Source organism: Paraburkholderia sp. RAU6.4a (assembly GCF_050435625.1).
Taxonomy (GTDB): domain Bacteria; phylum Pseudomonadota; class Gammaproteobacteria; order Burkholderiales; family Burkholderiaceae; genus Paraburkholderia; species Paraburkholderia tuberum.
Genome location: NZ_JBNDKQ010000002.1, coordinates 1354352 through 1372396, shown reverse-complemented (window position 1 = coordinate 1372396; position 18045 = coordinate 1354352). Strand labels below are relative to the sequence as shown.

The 18045-nt window shown below is 64.0% G+C and carries 15 protein-coding genes and 1 pseudogene; 12 read left to right on the top strand and 4 right to left on the bottom strand.

Annotated features, from left to right (window positions below):
- Positions 1-23: 23 nt before the first annotated feature.
- The 10 genes and pseudogenes from OKW40_RS10985 to nagZ all read left to right on the top strand — a co-directional run bounded on the left by OKW40_RS10985 (position 24) and on the right by nagZ (position 10407).
- Positions 24-1535 carry a DegQ family serine endoprotease gene (locus OKW40_RS10985; RefSeq protein WP_184061410.1) on the top strand — a complete coding sequence of 504 codons (1512 nt, stop codon included), beginning with the start codon at positions 24-26 and terminating at the stop codon, positions 1533-1535.
- Positions 1532-1804, top strand: a complete 273-nt coding sequence (locus tag OKW40_RS10980; protein ID WP_184061411.1) for a glutaredoxin family protein — start codon at positions 1532-1534, stop codon at positions 1802-1804. The genes OKW40_RS10985 and OKW40_RS10980 overlap by 4 nt, the downstream gene beginning before the upstream one ends.
- A gap of 229 nt (positions 1805-2033) precedes the next feature.
- Positions 2034-3827 (top strand): translation elongation factor 4, encoded by a 1794-nt coding sequence (gene lepA, locus OKW40_RS10975; protein WP_429355912.1) that lies wholly within the window; start codon positions 2034-2036, stop codon positions 3825-3827.
- A gap of 18 nt (positions 3828-3845) precedes the next feature.
- The gene (gene lepB, locus OKW40_RS10970) at positions 3846-4739 is read left to right on the top strand and encodes a signal peptidase I (protein ID WP_184061413.1); all 894 of its coding nucleotides are present in this window, start codon (positions 3846-3848) and stop codon (positions 4737-4739) included.
- Positions 4740-4924: 185 nt separating this feature from the next.
- Positions 4925-6205 carry a ribonuclease III gene (gene rnc, locus OKW40_RS10965; RefSeq protein WP_429489695.1) on the top strand — a complete coding sequence of 427 codons (1281 nt, stop codon included), beginning with the start codon at positions 4925-4927 and terminating at the stop codon, positions 6203-6205.
- A gap of 54 nt (positions 6206-6259) precedes the next feature.
- Positions 6260-7159, top strand: coding sequence for a GTPase Era (gene era / locus OKW40_RS10960; protein WP_026225953.1), 900 nt, complete (start codon positions 6260-6262; stop codon positions 7157-7159).
- On the top strand, positions 7146-8060 hold the full coding sequence (gene recO / locus OKW40_RS10955; RefSeq protein ID WP_429489694.1) for a DNA repair protein RecO: 915 nt from the start codon (positions 7146-7148) through the stop codon (positions 8058-8060). Before era ends, recO begins: the two co-directional genes overlap by 14 nt.
- Positions 8057-8821, top strand: a complete 765-nt coding sequence (pdxJ, locus tag OKW40_RS10950; protein ID WP_429335072.1) for a pyridoxine 5'-phosphate synthase — start codon at positions 8057-8059, stop codon at positions 8819-8821. The genes recO and pdxJ overlap by 4 nt, the downstream gene beginning before the upstream one ends.
- Before the next feature lie 24 nt (positions 8822-8845).
- Positions 8846-9314: pseudogene (gene acpS, locus OKW40_RS10945) on the top strand (holo-ACP synthase).
- A gap of 64 nt (positions 9315-9378) precedes the next feature.
- Positions 9379-10407: a beta-N-acetylhexosaminidase gene (nagZ, locus tag OKW40_RS10940; protein WP_429489692.1), complete on the top strand. Its 1029-nt coding sequence runs from the start codon at positions 9379-9381 to the stop codon at positions 10405-10407.
- A 110-nt stretch (positions 10408-10517) separates the two neighbouring features.
- Here nagZ and OKW40_RS10935 read toward each other — a convergent pair whose 3' ends face one another.
- The 4 genes from OKW40_RS10935 to earP form a co-directional block, all read right to left on the bottom strand.
- On the bottom strand, positions 10518-11900 hold the full coding sequence (locus OKW40_RS10935) for a sigma-54-dependent transcriptional regulator (RefSeq protein WP_184061420.1): 1383 nt from the start codon (positions 11898-11900) through the stop codon (positions 10518-10520).
- 188 nt (positions 11901-12088) lie between these two features.
- Positions 12089-12295, bottom strand: coding sequence for a CsbD family protein (locus OKW40_RS10930; protein ID WP_090801149.1), 207 nt, complete (start codon positions 12293-12295; stop codon positions 12089-12091).
- A 274-nt stretch (positions 12296-12569) separates the two neighbouring features.
- On the bottom strand, positions 12570-13127 hold the full coding sequence (gene efp / locus OKW40_RS10925; RefSeq protein ID WP_094783325.1) for an elongation factor P: 558 nt from the start codon (positions 13125-13127) through the stop codon (positions 12570-12572).
- 396 nt (positions 13128-13523) lie between these two features.
- Positions 13524-14717 carry an elongation factor P maturation arginine rhamnosyltransferase EarP gene (gene earP, locus OKW40_RS10920; protein ID WP_429489689.1) on the bottom strand — a complete coding sequence of 398 codons (1194 nt, stop codon included), beginning with the start codon at positions 14715-14717 and terminating at the stop codon, positions 13524-13526.
- 261 nt (positions 14718-14978) lie between these two features.
- Here earP and uvrC point away from each other — a divergent pair, with 261 nt between their 5' ends.
- A complete protein-coding gene (gene uvrC, locus OKW40_RS10915; protein ID WP_429489686.1) occupies positions 14979-17246 on the top strand; it encodes an excinuclease ABC subunit UvrC in 2268 nt (755 codons plus the stop codon).
- Positions 17247-17449: 203 nt separating this feature from the next.
- Positions 17450-18043 carry a CDP-diacylglycerol--glycerol-3-phosphate 3-phosphatidyltransferase gene (gene pgsA / locus OKW40_RS10910; protein WP_184061423.1) on the top strand — a complete coding sequence of 198 codons (594 nt, stop codon included), beginning with the start codon at positions 17450-17452 and terminating at the stop codon, positions 18041-18043.
- Positions 18044-18045 lie beyond the last annotated feature (2 nt).

Sequence of the window (18045 nt, the reverse complement as noted above, 5' to 3'; positions counted from 1 at the left end):
GAAATCCCTCGGCTTGCTACGATATGACGACTTTCTCGGTGCGCAAATTCCTCGCGGCCGTAGTGGTGGCGGCGTGTTTGCCGCTTGTGCCGCATATGGCATCGGCGGCTCCCGCTGCCAACCTGCCCGACTTCACCGACCTCGTCGACAAGGTTGGCCCGGCGGTCGTCAACATTCGCACGACAACGCGCGTGTCGAACGGTAGTTCCCGCGGCGGCCTGCCGCCGGGTATGGACGACGGCGACATGTCGGAGTTCTTCCGGCGCTTCTTCGGGATTCCGTTGCCGCAGTCACCGCAATCGCCGCACGGGGGTGATAACGGGGGCGGCGGCGGCGGTAGTGGCGGCAGCCCGGATTCACCGGACAACTCGGACGCCGAACAGAACAGCGGGGTAGGCTCGGGCTTCATCCTGTCGGCGGACGGCTACGTGATGACCAACGCGCACGTCATCGACGACGCGGACACGATCTACGTGACGCTGACCGACAAGCGCGAATTCAAGGCGAAGCTGATCGGCGTCGACGACCGTACCGACGTCGCGGTCGTGAAGATCAACGCGTCGAACCTGCCGACCATCACGATCGGCGACTCGAACAAGGTGCGCGTCGGCGAATGGGTCGTCGCGATCGGTTCGCCGTTCGGTCTCGAAAACACGGTGACTGCCGGTATCGTCAGCGCGAAGGGACGCGACACCGGCGACTACCTGCCGTTCATCCAGACTGATGTGGCCGTCAATCCGGGCAATTCGGGCGGTCCGCTGATCAACATGCAGGGCGAGGTGATCGGCATCAATTCGCAGATCTATAGCCGCACCGGCGGGTTCATGGGCATTTCGTTCGCGATTCCGATCGACGAGGCGATGCGCGTGGCCGATCAGCTGAAGAGTTCGGGCAAGGTGGTGCGCGGCCGCATCGCGGTGGCGATTGGTGAAGTGACGAAGGACGTCGCCGAGTCGCTCGGTTTGCCGAAGGCGCAGGGCGCGCTTGTGAGCAGCGTGGAGCCGGGCGGACCCGCCGATAAGGCCGGCGTGCAGCCGGGCGACATCATCCTGAAGTTCAACGGTCATTCGGTCGACACGGCGACGGACCTGCCGCGCATGGTCGGCGATACGAAGCCGGGCACGAAGACGTCGATCACGATCTGGCGCAAGGGTCAAACGCGCGAACTGCCGGTCACGATCGCAGAAATGCAGCCGGACAAGGTCGCGAAGGCGGATCAGAAGAAGCCGCAAGCGCCGCAGCAGCGCGCGACCAACGCGCTCGGCATCGCGGTCAGCGACATTCCCGCCGATCAGCAGAAAGCGCTGAAGATTCAGAACGGCGTGCAGATCGACGCGGTCGACGGTCCGGCCGCGCGTGTCGGGCTCCAAAAGGGCGACATCATCCTGCGGATTGGCGATACGGATGTGACGAGCACGAAACAGTTCGACGAGCTGACCTCACACCTCGATTCGCAGAAGATGGTCGCGTTGCTGGTTCGTCGCGGCGACAACACGCAGTTCGTGCCGATTCGTCCGCGCAGCGCGCAGAAATGACGAAGACGGCATCGCTCACGCTCTATGGGCGCGCGTGGTGCCATCTGTGCGAGGACATGCGCGCTGCGCTCGAGCCAATGCTGGCCGAGTTCGGAGCGCAGCTGGCGGTGATCGACGTCGACAGCGATCCGTTGCTCGAAGCGCGTTACAACGAGTTGGTGCCGGTGCTGGTTTGCGATGGCGTCGAACTGTGCCACTATCATCTCGACGAAGCGCCCGTGCGGGCAGCATTGGCTGCACATGCGTCGCGTGTCGCGGCGGCATCCTGATACGCCCCCGCGGGGCATCTGGTTTCGCGCGATCCATGCGCATTTTTGCCGCGGCTCACTGCGATGCGCGCGGTAATTTTCTCGCATCCTCTACGCCGTCTTGAGGCCCGCGCTTCGCAAGATGCGCCGGCCGATGGGCTTTTCGGCTAAAATAGATAGGATTTTCACCTACTTACAAGGCGTGCTCCGCTATTGTCCGGGGCGCGCCTTTTCGCTTGATCGGCACTGAATGGATCATATTCGTAACTTCTCGATCATCGCGCACATCGACCATGGCAAGTCGACGCTCGCCGATCGCATCATCCAGATTTGTGGCGGTTTGTCCGACCGCGAGATGGAAGCTCAGGTGCTCGACTCGATGGATCTCGAGCGCGAGCGCGGCATTACTATCAAGGCGCAAACCGCCGCGTTGTCGTATCGCGCGCGCGATGGGCAGCTCTACAACCTGAACATGATCGACACCCCGGGGCACGTCGACTTCTCGTACGAAGTCAGCCGCTCGCTGTCCGCGTGCGAAGGCGCGCTGCTCGTCGTCGACGCGAGCCAGGGTGTGGAGGCGCAAACCGTCGCCAATTGCTACACGGCCATCGAACTCGGCGTCGAAGTGGTGCCGGTGTTGAACAAGATCGATCTGCCGGCGGCGAACCCCGAAAACGCGATCGCCGAGATCGAGGACGTGATCGGCATCGACGCGACCGACGCGACGCATTGCAGCGCGAAAACGGGCCTCGGCGTCGAAGACGTGCTCGAAGCGCTGATCGCGAAAGTGCCGCCGCCGAAGGGCGACCCGCAAGCGCCGCTGCAGGCTCTCATCATCGACTCGTGGTTCGACAACTACGTCGGCGTCGTGATGCTGGTGCGCATCGTCAACGGCACGCTGCGTCCGAAGGACAAGATCCGGCTGATGGTAACCGGCGCGCAGTATCCGGTTGAACATATCGGCGTGTTCACGCCGAAGTCGAAGGATCTCGAATCACTGTCGGCGGGGCAGGTGGGCTTCATCATCGCCGGCATCAAGGAACTCGCGGCGGCGAAGGTCGGCGACACGGTTACGCTCGTGAACCAGCCGGCGGCCGTGCCGCTGCCGGGTTTCAAGGAAGTGAAGCCGCAGGTGTTCGCGGGTCTGTATCCGGTCGAAGCGAATCAGTACGACGCGCTGCGCGATTCGCTCGAAAAGCTGAAGCTGAACGACGCGTCGCTGCAGTACGAACCGGAAGTGTCGCAGGCGCTCGGTTTCGGTTTCCGCTGCGGCTTCCTCGGTTTGTTGCACATGGAAATCGTGCAGGAACGTCTCGAACGTGAGTTCGACATGGACTTGATCACGACGGCGCCGACCGTGGTCTACGAAGTCCTGCAGCGCGACGGCACGACCCTGATGGTCGAGAATCCGGCCAAGATGCCGGAGCCGTCGAAGATCGAGGAAGTGCGCGAGCCGATCGTCACCGTGAACCTGTACATGCCGCAAGACTACGTCGGCGCGGTGATCACGTTGTGTACGCAGAAGCGCGGCAACCAGATCAACATGCAGTATCACGGTCGTCAGGTTCAGCTTACGTACGAAATTCCGATGGGTGAAGTCGTGCTCGATTTCTTCGACCGTCTGAAGTCGATTTCGCGCGGTTATGCGTCGATGGATTACGAGTTCAAGGAATACCGCGCGTCGGACGTCGTGAAGGTCGACATGCTGATCAACGGCGACAAGGTCGATGCGCTGTCGGTTATCGTGCACCGTTCGCAAAGCCAGTACCGCGGCCGCGAAGTGGCGGCGAAAATGCGCGAGCTGATTCCGCGTCAGATGTACGACGTAGCGGTTCAAGCCACGATCGGTTCGAATATCATTGCGCGCGAAAACATTAAAGCGTTGCGTAAGAACGTGCTGGCAAAATGCTACGGCGGTGATATCACGCGTAAGAAGAAGCTGCTTGAAAAGCAGAAGGCAGGCAAGAAGCGAATGAAGCAGGTGGGCTCGGTTGAAATCCCGCAAGAGGCTTTCCTCGCTATTCTGCGTGTCGAAGACAAATAAGTTGAATAACGGAACCCTATGAATTTTGCGTTGATTCTTTTTGTGCTCGTCGTTTTGACGGGTGTCGCATGGGTCGCGGACAAACTGGTTTTCCTGCCGAAACGGCGCCGCGAGGCGGAAGCCGCAGTCGCCGAATTCGATCGTCAGCAGGCACGCATCGGCGAGCGTTTCGCCGATGAAAACGCCGCGCAAACGCGCGCGCGTCTGCGCGACGACAAGCTGCGTCAGCCGTGGTGGCTCGAATATACGGCGAGCTTTTTTCCGGTGATTCTGGTGGTGTTCGCCGTGCGCTCGTTCGTGATCGAGCCGTTCAAGATCCCATCGGGCTCCATGGTGCCGACGCTGCTGGTGGGCGACTTCATCCTCGTCAATAAATTCGAATATGGTCTACGTTTGCCGATTACCAACACGAGGATCACGCAGGGCAGTCCGGTCCATCGCGGCGACGTGGTGGTGTTCCGTTATCCTAAAGACGAATCGGTCGACTACATCAAGCGCGTCATTGGTTTGCCCGGCGACGTGATCGAGTATCAGGACAAGAAACTCACGATCAACGGCAAGCCGGTGCCTGAAACGCCGTTGCCCGATTATCTCGACGAAGAGCGTCTCGGTTATGCGAAGCAGTTCCAGGAAGATATCGACGGCCGCAAGAACGCGATTCTGAATAATCCGGCGGTGCCGCCGTTCATCGTCGGTGCGGAAGATTATCCGTATCGCGACAACTGCCAGTACAACGCGCGTGGCGTGATCTGCAAAGTGCCGCCGGGCAATTTGTTCATGATGGGCGATAACCGCGACAACAGCGCGGATAGCCGGTACTGGGGTTTTGCGCCTGAACGCAATATCGTCGGCCGCGCATTTTTCATCTGGATGAACTTCAGCGATCTGCGGCGCATCGGCCCTTTCCAGTGAGTCGCGTGCATCGATCGCTTCCTGAGCGCTTCTCACACGCCGCGCGAATAACCGGCGCCCGGTTATCTCGGCCGCGGCGTGTTGTCATGCTACTTTAAGAACTCGCGGTAACGTCGTTTCACCACGCTTTTTCCGCTGGCGCCCCGTGTTTCCGCCGGGTCAGGCGCCCGCGTTATACTCTGCCCATGCCCCTATCTCCGTTGGAAAGCCGTTTGCGCTACGAATTTCGCAATGCGGAATTGCTGCGTCAGGCTCTAACACACCGCAGTCATAGCTCCACGCATAACGAACGGCTCGAATTTCTCGGCGACTCCGTTCTGAATTGCGCGGTGGCTGCGCTTTTGTTCCAACGTTTCGGCAAACTCGACGAAGGCGACCTGTCTCGCGTGCGCGCCAATCTGGTCAAACAGCAGTCCCTCTACGAGATTGCTCAGGCACTCAATATTTCTGAGGGCCTGCGCCTCGGCGAGGGCGAGTTGCGCAGCGGCGGCTTCCGCCGCCCGTCGATCCTCGCGGATACGCTCGAGGCGGTGCTCGGTGCGATATTTCTGGACGGCGGATTCGAGGCTGCGCAGACGGTCATCAAGCGCCTTTACGTACCGATTCTCGACCATATCGACCCGCGCACGCTTGGCAAGGACGCGAAGACGCTGCTGCAGGAGTATCTGCAAGGCCACAAGATCGCGTTGCCTACTTATACGGTCGTTGCCACGCATGGTGCGGCGCACAATCAGCAGTTCGAAGTGGAATGTACGGTGCCGAAGCTGGACGTCAAGGTGTCTGGCTCCGGCGCGAGCCGTCGCGCGGCGGAGCAGGCGGCCGCAAAGAAGGCGCTCGACGAAGTGATGGCCGCGGCGCCTGCCGTGGTCGCGAAGCCGAAGCGCTCGAAGGGCGCGCGTGCCGCGAAAAATGCCGAGCAGGAAATCGTGCCGGGCGTGACCGGCGTACAGGCCGCACTGGATTTGCGCACACCGGATCGCAAGAGCGCGCGCGGTGAAGGGCGCGCGCCTGTCGCGCTGGAGGCGCACGCCGACAAACCTTCCGTGGAAAAATCAGCCGCTGAAAGACCGGCGGCCGAGCGTGCCGCGCCGGGTCCCGCCGGTGCGCCGTTGGCTGTAATTCGTGCCGCGCATGTGGAGTACAGCGGACAGGACAAGCCGGAGCGCGCCGAAAAGTCCGAAAAGACGGAGAGGGCCGACAAGGTTTCGATCCACGCGGGCGAGAAACCTGTCGACAAGCCGGCCGAAAAACCCGCAGCGGACAAAACCCCCGACCTCAAAGCCGACACGTCGTCACACGCTCGCAGCACAGACCGTCAGCGCAGCCGCGAAGCCGCGCCGGGGACTGCTGCGTCGAGCGTGAGCGCCGCGCCCGCGTCGGTTGTCTCGGTGTCCCCGGCACCTGCCGAACACGAACCCGGCGTCGCCGACGCGGTGCAAACGCGCGTCGCCGATGCGGGCCATTGATTGCCATCGGCGTGCGCGTCGCGCGCGCCGAACTGAACCTGCCGTAGTCCGAATATGAACGCTCCCACTCCCACTGGTTTTCGCTGCGGCATGGTCGCGATCGTCGGCCGCCCGAATGTCGGCAAGTCCACGCTGATGAACGCGCTGGTCGGCCAGAAAGTCAGCATCACGTCGCGCAAGGCGCAGACCACGCGCCATCGCATTACCGGCATCAATACGCTCGAAGACGCCCAGTACATCTTCGTCGACACGCCCGGTTTTCAGACCAAACACAGCGGCGCCCTGAACCGCTCGCTGAATCGCGCCGTTACGTCGACGCTGACCTCGGTCGACGCGATCCTGTTCGTCATCGAAGCAGGCCGCTTCGGCCCTGACGACCAGAAGGTACTCGATCTGATCCCGGCGAAGGTCCCGACGCTGCTGATCGCGAACAAGCTCGATCGCGTGTCGGATAAAGACTCGCTGTTCCCGTTCATGCAGCAGATGAGCACGCTGCGCGAGTTCAACGAGATCGTGCCGCTGTCGGCGAAAAATTCCGACGACATCAAACGTCTGATGGCCACCGTCAAGCCGTTCCTGCCGGAAGGCGAGCCGATCTACGGCGAGGACGACCTGACCGATCGCAGCGAGCGCTTTCTTGCCGCCGAAATCCTGCGCGAGAAAGTCTTCCGCTGGACCGGCGACGAGCTGCCGTACACGAGCACCGTGCTGATCGAGAAGTTCGAAACCGAAGGGCGGCTGCGCCGTATCTTCGCGACGATCCTCGTCGATCGCGACATGCACAAGGCGATGATCATCGGCCAGAAGGGCGCGAAGCTGAAGCAGATCAGCACCGAGGCTCGCCTCGACATGGCAAAGCTGTTCGACGGGCCGGTGTACCTCGAAACCTTCGTCAAGGTGAAGAGCGGCTGGGCCGACAATGAAGCCGGGCTTCGTGCGTATGGGTACGAATGACGCGTGGATGACGCTCAATTCAGACGAGGCTTCGGATCAGCCGGAGCACGAACCGTCTCAGCCCGCGCGTAGCGCGAGGAAATCGTCGGCCGACGCAAAAAGCCCAAAAAGCGCGAAAAGCGCACCCGCCGACGATGGCGAGCCACGCAAAACGCCGGCACGCCGCGCGCCGCGCACCTCCACATCCGAATATCGGATCACCGAGCAGCCCGCGTTCGTGCTGCATAGCTATCCGTATCGCGAGACCAGCCTGATCATCGACGTGCTGTCGCGCGATCACGGCCGTCTCGCGCTGGTCGCAAAGGGCGCGAAGCGCCCGCACTCCGCGCTGCGGGGCGTGCTGCAAACGTTCCAGCCGCTGTCGCTCGCGTGGTCGGGCAAGTCCGAAATGCGCACGCTGACCGGCGCCGAATGGGTCGGCGGCATGCTGCCGCTGACCGGCGACGCGCTGCTGTGCGGTTTCTACGTCAACGAACTGCTGGTGCGCTTCTGCGCGCGCGAGGACCCGCATCCTCAGTTGTTCCATCACTACGTCGTCACGCTGACGCGGCTCGCGCACGATGAGCCGCCGGTGCAGGTGCTGCGCTCGTTCGAACGCGTGCTGCTACGCGAGACCGGTTACGCGATGGCGCTCGACCGCACGGTCGCACGCAAAGCGGTGCTCGCCGACGGCCGCTACGTGTTCGATCCCGAGCGCGGGGTACGCGAGGCATCGGACGAATGGCCCGCGCAGTGGCCGGTAGTGTCGGGACAAACCTTGCTCGATATGGAAAAGGACGATTACCATCGAGCGCAGACCGTCGCGCAAAGCAAAACGCTGATGCGCTTCCTGCTCAACACCTATCTCGGCGGCGCGCCGCTTGCTACCCGCCAGATCCTGATCGACCTGCAGAACCTATGAGCTTCTTCCTGACTTCGCCGACCGCGATCGACCTCGGCGTGAACATCGACCACGTCGCCACGCTGCGCAACGCGCGTGGCACGTCCTATCCCGATCCGATCCGCGCCGCGCTGATGGCCGAAGAAGCCGGCGCCGATGCGATCACGCTGCATCTACGCGAAGACCGCCGGCATATCGTCGACGCCGACGTACACAAGCTGCGTCCGCTGCTGAAAACTCGCATGAATCTCGAATGCGCGGTCACGCCGGAAATGCTCGACATCGCGTGCGAAGTGCAACCGCACGACGTCTGCCTCGTGCCGGAAAAGCGCGAGGAGCTGACGACCGAAGGCGGTCTTGACGTCGCCGGACAGTTCGAGGCGGTGCGCGCCGCGTGCAAGCAACTGGCGGACGCGAACTCGCGCGTGTCGCTCTTCATCGACCCCGAGGAGACGCAGATTCGCGCCGCGCACGAAGCCGGCGCGCCGGTGATCGAGCTGCACACAGGCCGTTACGCGGAAGCTCATGATCCCGCGGAACAGCAGCGCGAATACGAGCGCATCGTGCGAGCAGTCGAATTCGGCGCGACGCTCGGCCTCAAAGTGAACGCGGGCCACGGCCTGCACTACACGAACGTGCAGCAGATCGCGGCGATCGACGGCATCGTCGAACTCAACATCGGCCATGCGATCGTCGCGCATGCGATCTTCGCGGGCTGGGACAACGCGGTGCGCGAGATGAAGGCGATCATGGTCGCCGCGCGTCTCGGCGCGCGCGCGTAACGCAACCTGGCGACGGACGCACGCATGGCAATCTACGGAATCGGCACCGACATCGTTCAGGTCAGCGCGCGTAGCAGCGGTGATGACTCGCACCAATGGCCGTTTCGCGGAGAAGGTGCTCGGTCCCGACGAACTACGCGTGTACCACGCGCGCCACGCCCGTTCGGCGGCGCGCGGTCTCGCGTTTCTCGCGACGCGCTTCTCGGCGAAAGAGGCGTTCTCGAAGGCGATCGGCCTCGGCATGCACTGGCCGATGAGCTGGCGCGCGCTGCAAACGCTGAACCGGCCGAGCGGCGAGCCGATGGTGGTCGCCTCTGGCGAGCTGGCCGACTGGCTCGACGCGCGCGGCATCACGGCGCGCGTGACGATCAGCGACGAGCGCGACTACGCGGTGTCGTTCGTGATCGCGGAGACGCAGCGGCCGGGCGATACGGAAGGCTCGTTGGCGGCGTCGGCGTCGCGGGCTTCGTCCGCCCGTTCCGCCACAGAATGAAAAGGTTGAGAGCGGCCGCTGGCGGTCGCGTTTGTGTTGTCTCACAGTTTTCCCGCGGAATTCGATGAAAACCACACCCGGACCGGTGATGCTCGACGTGGTCGGCAAAACGCTGAACCGCGATGACAAAAGGCGTCTCGCTCACCCGATGACCGGCGGCGTGATCCTGTTCGCGCGCCACTACGAGAGCCGCGCGCAACTGGTCGGGCTGACCGCTGCCATCCGCGCGATTCGCCCGGATCTGCTGATCGCCGTCGATCACGAAGGCGGCCGCGTGCAGCGCTTTCGCACCGACGGCTTCACGGTGCTGCCGTCGATGGGTAAGCTCGGCGCGCTGTGGGACCAGGACGTGCTGCACGCGACCAAGGTGACGACCGCGGTCGGCTATATCCTCGCCGCGGAACTGCGCGCGTGCGGTATCGACATGAGCTTCACGCCGGTGCTCGACCTCGACTATGGACACTCGCAGGTGATCGGCGATCGCGCGTTCCATCGCGATGCGCGCGTGGTCGCGCTGCTCGCGAAGAGTTTGAACCACGGCCTCGCGCTCGCCGGCATGAGCAATTGCGGCAAGCATTTTCCAGGGCACGGATTCGCGCAGGCAGATTCGCACGTCGCAATGCCCGTCGACGAACGCCCGATCGAGGAAATCCTCGGCAACGACGTCGCGCCGTACGACTGGCTCGGTCTGTCGCTTGGCGCGGTGCTGCCCGCGCACGTCGTCTATCCGCGGGTCGATGCGAAGCCGGCCGGCTTCTCGCGCATCTGGTTGCAGGACATCCTGCGCGGCAAGCTTGGCTTCGAAGGCGCGATCTTCAGCGACGATCTGTCGATGGAAGCCGCGCGCCAGGGCGGCACGCTGACCGAAGGTGCGCAAGCGGCCCTGGAGGCCGGCTGCGACATGGTGCTGATCTGCAACCAGCCGGACGAAGCGGAGAAGGTGCTCGACGCGCTGCGCGTCACGCCGTCGAGGGAATCGCAGCGGCGGATGAAGCGCATGCGGCCGCGCGGTAAAGCGCTCACGTGGAGCAAGCTGATGGCCGAGCCACGGTACGCCGAAGCGCAGAGGCTGCTGCGCAGTACGTTTGCATAAAAGGAAATGGCGCCTTGAAGCAATTCAAGGCGCCATTTTTTATCAGCTTCGAACGGTGCGAGCCGCCGTCGAGCTCTGCTTGACAACCGCAGCACGCGCGATCCGATCGCTCAGTTCAAGCGCATGCGCTGCAACTTGTTGTACAGCGTCTTCGGGCTGATTCCGAGTAACGACGCCGCTCGATGCCGCGTGCCGCCGACCGCGTCGAGCGTCGCGCGGATCAGCATTTCTTCGACGTCCGCGAGGGGCGTACCGACGGTCACCTGCACGCGACTGCCGTTCAGATCGCGGCCGTTCGCCGTGCTGGCTTCGTCGGCGCGCAACGACTCGATCACGTCGCCCGATGCCTGATAAGCGCGCCGCACGCGCTCCTGCAGTTCGCGCACGTTGCCCGGCCAGTCGTACGTGAGGCATTCGCGCAGGAAATTCGGCGCCGCCTGCTTCGCGACCTCGGCCGTACCGCGCGCGGTCGCTTCCACATTCAGTTCGTCGACGGCTGCCTGCGCAATCAGCAGCGGATCTTCACCACGCTCGCGCAGCGGTGGCAGCATGACCGCGGCGGCTTCGAGGCGCAGCGAGAGGTCCTGATGCAGCGAGCCGTCCGCGACCGCCGCGCGCGGCGACTTGCGCGTCGACGCGATGAGCCGGAAGTCGGTCACGATCTGGCTGGTACCGCCCACGCGCATGAAGGTCTGCGAATCGAGCGCGCGCAACAGCGCTTCCTGCTGCGTGCGCGGCAGCTCGGTGATTTCGTTGATGAACAACGTGCCGCCGCTCGCCTGTTCGAAGAGGCCCGGCTCGCGCTGCTCGGCGCCGCCGAACGCTCCGCGTTCGTGACCGAGCAGCATGCTGTCGAGCGAGCGATTGAGCCCGCCCGCGGTCGCGCCGCGGCAATCGAACGTGACGAACGGGCCTTTGCGGCGGCGGCTCATGTCGTGCAGCGTGCGCGCGGCGATCTGCTTGCCGGTGCCAGCCTCGCCGGAGATCAGCACCGCGGCTTCTGTCGGCGCGAGACGCTCGATCGTGTCGTACACGTGCTGAATGGCGCCGCTGCGACCGAGCATCGAGCCGAAGCGCCCAAGCTGACGCAGCGCCGCGCGCAGCGCCTGGACCTCCTCGGTCAGCTCATAAGGCCGCGGAATGCGCGCGAGCAGGCTGCGCAGGCGCGGAATGTTGACCGGCTTCAGCAGATAGTCCCAGATACCGTGCCGCAAGCCCTCGATCGCACTCTCGACGGTCGCATTGCCGGTCATCACGATCACCGGAAGCGCGCCGCCCGGCGGATGCGCGGGCAGATGCTGCAACAGATCGAGGCCGCTGCCGTCCGGCAGATTCAGGTCGACGAGCACGACGTCGGGGATGAAGCGCGTCAATGCGCCGCGGGCCTCGGCGAGCGTGGTCGCGGTGTCGACTGAAAAGCCGTCGGCGGCGAGGATTGCCGACAGGCCGGACAGGCTATTGGGATCGTCTTCAACAATCAGGGCGTGTGGCATGGCGAGCGCAATTTTATGAATGGGTCGAATGCCCGGCGCGCCGCCAACGCTGATGGCGCGCACTCCGGGCTCTGAGGGCTCGATGACAGGGCTAAACCAACGGTCCTTGGGCGGTGAAAAAACGACAGCCGCCGGCACTGCGCCTTGAGTCGCGCGGGCCGGCGCCTGTAGTTCCTTCACTGGTCCTGTCAGAAATCCCGGTTGCTATCGAAAAACCGGCGCACTTCGAGTTCCGCCTGTTCACGGGTTTTGCCATAGCGTTCCTGAATCAGACCAGCGAGCTTGTCGGCCCGGCCTTCGGCCTTGGTCAACTCGTCGTCCGTCAGTTCGCCCCATGCGGTCTTCGCCTTGCCGATCATCTGTCTCCATTTACCTTCAGCGATGTCGTTGTTCATGGTGCCTCTCCCAGCAGTGGAAAATGAGCGATACTCGCGTAACTCTCTCCACCTAGCAGAGATCGTGCCAAAGAGCGTGGATGAAATCGATCAAGGGCTTGCCGCGCGCCCAACGCGAAATCCGGATGTCGCGATGGTAATTTTGAGAAATTTGCCGGTAAAGTTTTCCTAAACCATACACGGCGCGACAGAAAAGAAAAAGCGCCCAAAAATTGAGCGCTTTTTGTGCAGGCCGGCAGGGCGCCGGCGCTGGCGGGGTGACGCAGGCGGGCGCTTAGGCGCGGCTGCGGTATTCGTGCGTACGCGTGTCGATTTCGATCTTGTCGCCGATGTTGCAGAAGAGCGGCACTTGCAGTTCGAAGCCGGTGTTCAGCTTGGCGTTCTTCAGCACCTTGCCCGACGACGTATCGCCCTTGACGGCCGGTTCCGTGTAGATGATTTCGCGAACCAGCGTGGTCGGCAGTTCGACCGAGATCGCCTTCTCGTTGTAGAACACGACTTCGCAAGCCATGCCGTCTTCGAGGTAGTGCATCGCGTCGCCCATCATTTCGGCTTCGACTTCGTACTGGTTGTAGTCGGCGTCCATGAACACGTACATCGGGTCGGCGAAGTACGAGTACGTCACTTCCTTGCGCTCGAGCACGACGACGTCGAACTTGTCGTCCGCCTTGTACACGGATTCCATGCCTGCGCCGGTCAGCAGGTTCTTGAACTTCATCTTGACGACGGCGGAGTTACGGCCCGATTTGTTGTATTCGGCCTTTTGCACGACCATTGCGTCTGCGCCGATCATCACGACGTTGCCGGTGCGGAGTTCCTGTGCGGTCTTCATAAAACTGTCCTGTACGAGATAAATAGCTTAACTGTTGCTCAACGGCATACGGCGCAAGCGGCTTCGGCGTTTCGCCCACCGCCTGCCGCGCGCCGCGTGAAGCGGCCGCGCAGCCCGGATGCGTGAAACGGGATCGGCTCGCGGCGAAAACCCGGGAGCGTGATGCCTCGGCGTTCCACCTGTCCGTTACCTGATTTTTACCCTGTTCGGGCGTGTACACGAGGGGCGCCGATCTGCAACACGCCCAAACATACGTCCCTTTTTTGACATTCGCGTGCCCGACCGGAAGATTGGGGACGCGTGCTCTGTTTTTCGAGGGGACCGGTCAGACGGGCTTACCATGGGGTAGTTGGTCTAATCGGGCCGCGCTTGCGTCGTCGGCCGTTGGATAACCGCTTATTTTAACTGAGTTTTTGCGAACGAGGTCAGATTTCCGGCGAGATCGCCGACTTGCGCGAGTTCGACCGCCCAGCCGGCGGCGCGCCGTTTCAGGGCCGGATAGTGGCGCTGGAATTCCGCCCAGTCCGGCTGACCAGCGCCGTTCCACGCGTGCCAGAAGCGCTCGAGCGCGGCGCGCGCGTCAGCTGGGAGCGTGCGGGTGTAGTGCGCAAGTGCGGCGTCGAGCTTTGGCAGATGGGCGTCGTCGGCCTGCGGGTAGATGTGCCAGACGAACGGCTTGGCGGCCCACTGCGCGCGCACGAACGAGTCCTCGCCGCGGACGAAATTGACGTCGCTCGCCCAGAGCAGTGCGTCGTAGCCAGGCTGTTCGGTGAACGCGAGCGCGTGCGCGCTGAGGTTGCCGAGCGTCGCATGGGTGCCTGCTGCAAACGACGGTAGGCCGAAAAAGCGCGCCAGCGCGCCGGAAATGCGTCCTTCGGGCACCAGCAGCACGATCGGGCTTGCGTTGTCGCGCCATTGTTCGAGCAGGCTGTCGACGGCCGGGTTTTCGTAGGCGAACAGCGACACGACCGTCGCGTCGGCGGGCGGCGGCGCGTGGCCCGTGATGTTGCGCCACCAGTCGGTGCGCGCGGCGGGCGACGCTTCGAACGCGGCGCGCGTCGCGTCGAGATCGCGCTCCTTCAGGACACCTCCGGTGCCGGGGCCGAGTCCGGGGAAAAAGAAGGTCTTGCTGAGTGCGTAGCGCGGATGCGGCGATGGCCGCAGATGAAAATCGGCGATCCAGTCCTCGGCGCTCAGATATTCGAGGTTGAACCAGAGCGGCGCGCTCGCTCGCTCTGCCATCGCGGCGATATAGACGGGCGGCAGTTCGCAGGCGAACGCCTCGATCACGACGTCGGCGATTTCGAGCGCATCGCCAGCATGGGACGGCTCGTGCCAATGCTCGACGACGATGCCGTCGAGCGTCTGCCGCGCACGCTCCAGCTCGAGCGACGGGCACAGCCTCCTGAACGCATGCAGATCGTCGACGAACACGCGCACCTGCCAGCCGTGCTCGCGCGCGAGTTGGCGCGCAAGGCGCCAGCACACGCCGATGTCGCCGAAGTTGTCGATCACCGCGCAGAAGATATCGCAGGCGATCGGGTTGGCAGGGGCGGCGGGTGATCCGGAATCGGGCGCGACGGAGGACATGGCGGCTCGGCTGGCTCGGTGACTCCGGCGAACGGAGCGGTTCGAACGAATGCGGAATGTTCTAAACTGGCGATTCTAAAGCCTCGCTCGCGATCGCGCGCGCCCTTTGTCCGCCATGCGGGCCGCATCGGCGACGCGCGACATGACGCCCGGCGCACGATGCCGGGCACCCGGCGGCGCAATCGGTGCAATCAGTGCAACCGGTGCAATCGGTGCAAGCGGCGAGGCAGCGCGAGACAGTCCCACCCCAATCGATCCCGCATGACCGAACCCGAAGCCAGCGACGCCCCCGACACCTTCGAGCCGAAAACAGTGCTCGCCCAACTGCCGCATCTGCCCGGCGTCTACCGCTATTACGACACGAGTGGCGCGGTGCTCTACGTCGGCAAGGCGCGCGATCTGAAGAAGCGCGTATCGAGCTACTTCACGAAGACACAGCTGTCGCCGCGTATCGCGATGATGGTCACGCGCATCGCGCGCATCGAGACCACGGTCACGCGTTCCGAGGCCGAGGCGCTGCTGCTCGAAAACAACCTGATCAAGGCGCTCACGCCGCGTTACAACATCCTGTTTCGCGACGACAAGTCGTATCCCTATCTGAAGCTGACCGGCCACAAGTTTCCGCGCATGGCCTATTACCGCGGCTCGGTCGATCGCAAGAACCAGTACTTCGGCCCGTTCCCGAGCGCGTGGGCGGTGCGCGAGAGCATCCAGATCCTGCAGCGCGTGTTCCAGCTGCGCACCTGCGAAGACTCGGTGTTCAACAACCGCACGCGGCCGTGTCTGCTGCATCAGATCGGCCGTTGCACGGCGCCGTGCGTCGCGAACATCAGCGAGGAGGATTACGCGCGCGACGTCGCCAACGCGTCGCGCTTTCTGCTCGGCCGTCAGGGCGAGGTGATGAAGGAGCTCGAGCAGAAGATGCATGCGTTCGCGAGCGAGCTGAAGTTCGAGCAGGCCGCGGCGGTGCGCAACCAGATGAGTTCGCTGTCGACGGTGCTGCATCAGCAGGCAATCGAAGTCGGCAGCGACAGCGACGTCGACATTCTCGCGGTAGTCGCGCTGGGCGGCCGCGTGTGCGTGAATCTCGCGATGGTGCGCGGCGGACGACATCTCGGCGACAAGGCGTACTTTCCCACGCACGTGGAGAGCGCGTTGACGGCGGAGGAAGGCGGGCTCGAAGAAGACGGCGATCAGGACGATGCATCGGCGGATGCGCGAGCGGTCGCGCCATCGGCCGCGGCGGCGAGCGCCTCGGCCGATGCGCTCGCGATCGCTCAGGACATGCCGTCGGAAGACGAGGACGCCGATGGTATTGAAGAAGACGCGATCGACGAGGCTGCCGAAGCGACCCCGGACGCCGTCAGCGACGAAGGCGCGGACGAAGGCACCGACGGGAACGCAGAGTCCGGCCCCGCGGCGAAGCGCCGCAACGGCCGCGCGCCAGGCGGCATCGAATCCGAAGTGCTCGAAGCGTTCATCGCGCAGCATTACCTCGGCAATCGCGTGCCGCCGGTGCTGGTGGTCAGCCACGCGCCGGCGCGCGAACTCGTCGACGTGCTGATCGAGCAGGCGGGCCACAAGGTGACCGTACTGCGTCAACCGCAAGGACAGCGGCGCGCGTGGCTCGCGATGGCCGAGCAGAACGCGCGGCTCGCGCTCGCGCGCCTGCTCTCCGAGCAGGGCTCGCAGCAGGCGCGCACGCGCGCGTTGACCGACGCGCTCGGCATGGAGTGCGACGACCTCGCGCATCTGCGCATCGAATGCTTCGACATCAGTCACACGATGGGCGAGGCGACGCAGGCGTCCTGCGTCGTCTTTCACCACCACAAGATGCAGTCGTCCGAGTATCGCCGCTACAACATCGCCGGCATCACGCCCGGTGACGATTACGCGGCGATGCGCCAGGTGCTCACGCGCCGCTACGAAAAGATGGTCGCGCAGGCCGCCGCGAATGCGAGCGACGAAGCCGCCGAATCGCAAAGTGACGCGGCCGCCGATCCCGCGCTCGCCGCCGATCCCGCGCTCGCCGCCGATCCCGCGCTCGCCGCCGATGCCGCCGAGCCGGCCGCGGCCGGCGGCGTGCTGCCGACCATCGTGCTGATCGACGGCGGCAAGGGGCAGGTGGAGATCGCGCGGCAGGTGTTCACGGAGTTGGGGCTCGATACTGGCATGCTCGTCGGCGTCGCGAAGGGCGAGGGGCGCAAGGTCGGTCTCGAGACGCTGATTTTCGCGGACGGCCGCACGCCGCTCGAACTCGGCAAGGAAAGCGCCGCGCTGATGCTGGTCGCGCAGATCCGCGACGAAGCGCATCGTTTCGCGATCACCGGCATGCGCGCCAAACGCGGCAAGACGCGCCAGACCTCGCGGCTCGAAGAACTCGAAGGCGTAGGGGCGAAGCGGCGTCAGCGCCTGCTGGCGCGCTTTGGCGGCTTGCGCGGCGTGGTGGCCGCGAGCGTAGAGGATCTCGCGAGCGTCGAAGGCATTTCGCAGGCGCTCGCCGAGCAGATCTACCGGCAACTGCATTGAATTGGCGGGCCACGCCGGGCCGTGATCGGAACGACGGTTCGTCGGACCCGCGGCGTCGCGCTGCGGATGCGCTGGCTGCGAACGACGCGCCGGGGGCGGCTCGCTTGCCGCCCCCGCGCGGCCATGCCTGGGCGCGCTTGCTTGTGGCAGACCCTGTGACACGGCACAATTGCAACTCACTCGTCAGACGCTGCGCCTGCCCCATGCCGTTTAATTTCCCGATATTCCTGACCTGGCTGCGGATCGTGCTGATTCCGCTCGTCGTCGGTGTGTTCTATTTGCCCGACATGATGATGAGCCTCGCGCACCGCAATCTCGCGGCCGCGACGATCTTCATCCTGGCGGCGCTCACCGACTGGTTCGACGGCTTTCTGGCCCGCAAATGGAATCAGACCTCGGCATTCGGCGCGTTTCTCGATCCGGTCGCCGACAAGCTGATGGTGACCGCGGCGCTGCTCGTGCTCGTCCAACTCACGCGGATCGATTCCGCGATCGCGCTCGTGATCGTCGGACGTGAAATCGCGATCTCGGCGCTACGCGAATGGATGGCGCAGATCGGTGCGTCGAAGAGCGTCGCGGTGAACTCGCTCGGCAAGTTCAAGACCGCTTGCCAGATGGTCGCGATTCCGATGCTGCTGTTCTATGGCCCGCTGCCGCTCGGTGGCGGCGTGACGGTCGACACGCGCGTGTGGGGCCTGTGGCTGATCTATCTGGCTGCGTTCCTGACGATCTGGTCGATGCTGTACTACATGAAGCTCGCGTGGCCGCAGATTCGCGAGCGCGGCGGCATTGCGTGACG

Coding starts and splice junctions, on each gene's coding strand:
- era (WP_026225953.1), top strand. CDS start 6,260: ATGAACGCTCCCACTCCCACTGGTTTTCGCTGCGGCATGGTCGCGATC.
- lepB (WP_184061413.1), top strand. CDS start 3,846: ATGAATTTTGCGTTGATTCTTTTTGTGCTCGTCGTTTTGACGGGTGTC.
- uvrC (WP_429489686.1), top strand. CDS start 14,979: ATGACCGAACCCGAAGCCAGCGACGCCCCCGACACCTTCGAGCCGAAA.
- OKW40_RS10985 (WP_184061410.1), top strand. CDS start 24: ATGACGACTTTCTCGGTGCGCAAATTCCTCGCGGCCGTAGTGGTGGCG.
- efp (WP_094783325.1), bottom strand. CDS start 13,127: ATGAAGACCGCACAGGAACTCCGCACCGGCAACGTCGTGATGATCGGC.
- OKW40_RS10935 (WP_184061420.1), bottom strand. CDS start 11,900: ATGCCACACGCCCTGATTGTTGAAGACGATCCCAATAGCCTGTCCGGC.
- OKW40_RS10930 (WP_090801149.1), bottom strand. CDS start 12,295: ATGAACAACGACATCGCTGAAGGTAAATGGAGACAGATGATCGGCAAG.
- nagZ (WP_429489692.1), top strand. CDS start 9,379: ATGAAAACCACACCCGGACCGGTGATGCTCGACGTGGTCGGCAAAACG.
- pgsA (WP_184061423.1), top strand. CDS start 17,450: ATGCCGTTTAATTTCCCGATATTCCTGACCTGGCTGCGGATCGTGCTG.
- recO (WP_429489694.1), top strand. CDS start 7,146: ATGGGTACGAATGACGCGTGGATGACGCTCAATTCAGACGAGGCTTCG.
- rnc (WP_429489695.1), top strand. CDS start 4,925: ATGCCCCTATCTCCGTTGGAAAGCCGTTTGCGCTACGAATTTCGCAAT.
- pdxJ (WP_429335072.1), top strand. CDS start 8,057: ATGAGCTTCTTCCTGACTTCGCCGACCGCGATCGACCTCGGCGTGAAC.
- earP (WP_429489689.1), bottom strand. CDS start 14,717: ATGTCCTCCGTCGCGCCCGATTCCGGATCACCCGCCGCCCCTGCCAAC.
- OKW40_RS10980 (WP_184061411.1), top strand. CDS start 1,532: ATGACGAAGACGGCATCGCTCACGCTCTATGGGCGCGCGTGGTGCCAT.
- lepA (WP_429355912.1), top strand. CDS start 2,034: ATGGATCATATTCGTAACTTCTCGATCATCGCGCACATCGACCATGGC.